This window comes from Photorhabdus sp. RW14-46, from assembly GCF_963887965.1.
Taxonomy (GTDB): Bacteria; Pseudomonadota; Gammaproteobacteria; order Enterobacterales; family Enterobacteriaceae; genus Photorhabdus; species Photorhabdus laumondii.
This window is the reverse complement of record NZ_CAWPHH010000069.1, coordinates 1-4,959: the sequence shown is the minus strand read 5'-3', so window position 1 is coordinate 4,959 and position 4,959 is coordinate 1. Positions and strand designations below refer to the sequence as shown.

General features: G+C 51.6%; 1 protein-coding gene. It reads left to right on the top strand.

Annotated elements, in window-relative coordinates; genetic code table 11:
- A partial coding sequence (locus tag AACQ38_RS23265) for a non-ribosomal peptide synthetase (RefSeq protein WP_165579200.1) occupies positions 1-4,959 on the top strand: 4,959 nt, incomplete at both ends.

Sequence of the window (4,959 nt, the reverse complement as noted above, 5' to 3'; positions counted from 1 at the left end):
GCGAAGCGTTTGCTCGTCAACATTATGAGATGCCGCAGGGGGAAATTGAAACGCGGTTGGCGATGATTTGGCGTGAGTTACTGGGCGTTGAGCAGATCAGTCGGCACGATAATTTCTTTGCGCTGGGCGGGCATTCCCTCGTGGCGGTACGGGTAATGAACCGAATAATGACCGTATTGGGTGTGGAGCTGTCGCTGACGGCGTTGTTTAATTCGCTCTCGCTGGCGGTTCTGGCTCAGGTGGTACAGCTTATGTTTGATAAACAAACGCTGGACAAACAAAACAGCCCCGTATTGCCTGCTATTATCACAGCCTCCCGGGAAGAAATACTGCCGTTATCATTTGCCCAACAGCGCTTATGGTTTTTGGCTCAGCTCAAAGGCGTCAGTGAAACGTACCATATCCCTCTCGCGCTGCATTTGCGTGGACGACTGGATATTGCAGCCTGGCAGCAGGCATTGAATACCATCTTTGCCCGCCATGAAGCGTTGCGCACGGTGTTTAGCTCTGTTGATGGTCAGCCGCAGATCCGGCTGCTGGCAAAAGAGAGCGGGTTACCGTTGATACAGCATGATTTACGCGGACATCCGGCGGCGGACACCGTACTGGAACAGCTTTATACCGATGCGGTATCTGAGCCGTTTGAATTCAGCTGGGGACCGCTTATTCGGGCAGTACTTATCAGGTTGGCAGAGGAGGACTATCAGTTTTTACTGATCCAGCATCATATTGTATCCGATGGCTGGTCGGTCTCAGTGCTGATACGTGAATTGAACGCGCTTTACACCGCCTTTTTAAGTGGCCGCCCGGACCCCTTGCCACCGCTGGCAATCCAATACCCAGATTATGCCGTATGGCAACATCAGTGGTTGTCCGGCGAGCGTACTCAAGTGCAGTCTGACTATTGGCGTACTGTGTTGGCGGATGCGCCGGTGCTACTGGATTTACCCACAGACCGGCCACGCCCACCAGAGCAATCATTCACAGGTGATTCAGTTCCTGTCCGCTTAGATCCCGAACTGACCACTGCCCTCAAACAATTAAGTCAACAGCACGGTGTTACACTGTTTATGACCTTGCTGTCGGCTTGGGCCATCGTCTTATCGCGCCTGTCCGGTCAGGAAGATATTATTATCGGCACTCCCAGTGCCGGACGCAGCCGGCAGGAAGTGGAGCCACTGATTGGCTTTTTCGTCAATACACTCGCATTACGGATGGGGGTTTCGGGTGAACTCACTGTGGCGGAATGCCTGACACAGATTCGGGAAACCGCGTTAGCAGCACAAATACATCAGGATTTACCGTTTGAGCAAGTGGTGGAAATCGTCCAGCCACCCCGCCAGTTGGCGCATACTCCGCTGTTTCAGGTGATGTTTGCCTGGGAAAATAATGAACTTACAGATGTGACATTACCGGGGCTGACTGTGTCACATATTGATCAAACGTTGGATATAGTCAAATTTGACCTCGAACTGGGATTGTATGAAGAAGCCGGTGGGATTCATGGCGTATTAAATTACAGTACAGCTTTGTTTGATCGTCTCACCATTGAACGTCACAGGGGATATTTGCAGACCGTGTTGCAAGCGATGGTCGCCAATCCTATACAAAAAATAGGGGAAATAATGATTCTGGCTCCGGCAGAGCGTCGGTTATTGCTGGAAACCTGGAACGCAACGGAAACACCCTATCCAGAAACGTTATGTATCCATCAGTTAGTTGAACAACAGGCAGAGAAAACCCCATCAGCAACTGCGCTAGTCTATAAAAACCAGACGCTCAGTTATGCCGAACTTAATGCCCGTGCCAATCGGCTGGCACATCAGTTAATTGCCCTAGGGGTAGAGCCTGATCAATTAGTGGCGATTTGTGTCTCGCGTTCACCGGCCATGATCGTGGGAATATTAGGAATACTGAAAGCAGGCGGAGCGTATGTCCCGTTGGATCCGGCTTATCCCGCTGCGCGTCTGGCGCAGATACTCACCGGCGCTGATCCGGCTATTATCTTAGCGGATGAGACCGGTCGGTCAGCCTTAGAAGAGAAAGCATTGACCAGTCGGAAAGTACTTGAACCGAAGACCTTATTTGACCAGCCGGACAGTAATCCGCAGGTAACCACATTGACATCCCGGCATCTGGCCTATGTGATTTATACGTCCGGCTCAACAGGTATACCCAAAGGAGTGATGGTCGAACATCAGGGATTGGTTAATCTTGTCCGGGATAAATGCACCCAGTTTGCGATTAGTGCCGATAGTCGGGTATTGCAGTTCGCTTCATTGAACTTTGATGCCAGCGTATGGGAAATCATGATGGCGTTGTGTAGTGGTGCAGCTCTGAACATTCCCGATGACCACATTCGGCAGAACCCTGATCAACTCTGGCATTATCTGGAAAATGGGTCGTTGACACATGCTTGCTTGCCTCCTGCCTTACTGCATGATGGTATGGATTTACCTCCACTTACAACAAAACCAACGTTAATACTGGGCGGCGATGCGCCAAGTATCGCGCTGATTCAGGCGCTGCAAGATCGGGTAGAACTGTTTAATGCTTATGGCCCAACGGAAATAACAATATGTGCCACTAGCTGGCATTACTGCCCGTCTGAGAATACAGAAACAAGGGTGCTTATTGGACGTCCGACCACTAACACACGAATTTATCTGTTGGATGCAAAACAACAGCCCGTGCCGTTGGGATCAATGGGTGAAATTTATATCGGCGGAGTGGGTGTGGCACGGGGTTATCTGAACCGGCCTGAATTGACGGCAGAACGTTTTCTGGCTGATCCGTTCAATGCCCAACCCAATGCGCGTATGTACCGCACCGGGGATTTGGCGCGTTATCGGCCAGACGGCAATCTGGAATTTATGGGCCGTAATGATCAACAGGTGAAAATCCGCGGCTTCCGCATTGAACCGGAGGAAATTGAAGCCCGATTGATGGAACACCCGGCGGTGCGTGAATCCGTCGTCTTGGCACAGAAAACGGTTTCAGAGAAACGACTGGTCGCTTATGTTGTAGCGGAAGCAGAAGAAGGGCTAGTGAACAGTCTGAGGGAACATCTGAGTGCGGTTCTGCCGGCGTATATGGTACCGACGGCGTTTGTGCGTCTGGATAGCTTGCCACTAACCCCAAATGGCAAGCTGGATCGCAAGGCGTTGCCAGCTCCGGATAACGAAGCGTTTGCCGGTCAACGTTATGAGGCACCGCAGGGAGAAACCGAAGCAGCATTGGCGGCGATTTGGTGTGAGTTACTGGGAATTGAGCAGATCAGCCGGCACGACAATTTCTTTGCGCTGGGCGGGCACTCCCTTGTGGCAGTACGGGTGGTGAACCGGATAATGACGGTATTGGGTGTCGAGTTACCGCTGACGGCGTTGTTTAATTCACCCTCGCTGGCGGCTTTAGCTCAGGTTGTCCAACTTAGGTTTGATAAACAAGGGCTGGATACCCAAGTCCGTACCGCATTGTCTGCGATTATCCCCGTTTCCCGGGAAGAGCCGTTACCGTTATCCTTCGCCCAACAACGTTTATGGTTCTTGACCGAGTTTGAAGGGGTCAGTGAAACGTATCATATTCCTCTGGTACTGCATTTGCGTGGCCAATTGAATATAACGGCCTGGCAACAGGCACTGAATACCGTCTTTGCCCGCCATGAAGCGTTGCGTACGATCTTTGTTTCCATAGACGGTCAGCCACAGATCCGATTGCTGGCAAAAGAGAGCGGCTTGCCGTTGGTACAGCATGATTTACGCGGGCATCCGGCGGCGGACATTGCTCTGGGACAACTTTATACCGACGCCGTCTCTGAACCGTTTGAATTCAGCCGGGGACCGCTTATCCGGGCGGTACTTATCCGGCTGACGGAAGAGGACTCTCAGTTTTTACTGATCCAACATCATATTGTGTCCGATGGCTGGTCGGTCACGGTGCTGATACGTGAACTGAACGCACTCTATACTGCCTTTTTAAACGGGCAGTCGAACCCTTTACCACCGCTGGCAATTCAATACCCAGATTATGCCGTCTGGCAGCATCAATGGCTGTCCGCCGAGCGTACTCAAGTGCAGTCTGACTATTGGCGTACTGTGTTGGCGGATGCACCCGTGTTGCTGGATTTACCCACAGACAGGCCACGTCCGCCAGAGCAGTCGTTTGCCGGTGATTTTGTTCCTGTCCGCTTAGATCCGGAGTTGAGCGCTGCCCTTAAACAGTTAAGCCAACAGCACGGCGTTACGCTGTTTATGACTTTGCTATCGGCCTGGGCTGTCGTCTTATCGCGCCTGTCCGGTCAGGAAGATATCATTATCGGAACCCCCAGCGCCGGTCGCAGCCGGCAGGAAGTGGAGCCGCTGATTGGCTTTTTTGTTAATACGCTGGCATTGCGTATGTCTGTTTCGGATGAATTAACCGGAAAGGAATTACTGGAACATGTCCGGCAGACGGTATTAATGGCACAGGCGCATCAGGATCTTCCGTTTGAACAGGTGATGGAAATGGTACAACCACCTCGGCAATTGGCACATACCCCGCTGTTTCAGGTCATGTTTGCCTGGCAGAACAATGAGCACACGAATTGGTCATTGCCGAATCTGACGGTATCACATATTGAGCCCGCTTTGGATGTGGTCAAATTTGATCTCGAACTGAGCTTATTTGAAGATGAAAGTGGGATTGCTGGTGGTATCGGCTATTCCACGGCGTTGTTTGATCAATCGACAATTACGCGGCAAGCCGACTACTTGCACGCTGTACTGCAAGCGATGGCCGTAAACGCCCAGCAAAAAGTGGGTGAAATGAATATCCTGCCTTTGGCTGAACGCAGGTTATTACTGGAAAGCTGGAACCCGACAGAGACACCGTACCCTGCCGCATTATGTATTCACCAGTTGTTTGAGCAGCAGGCCGAGAAAACCCCAGAAGCGATCGCGCTGGCGTATAAAGACCAGACTC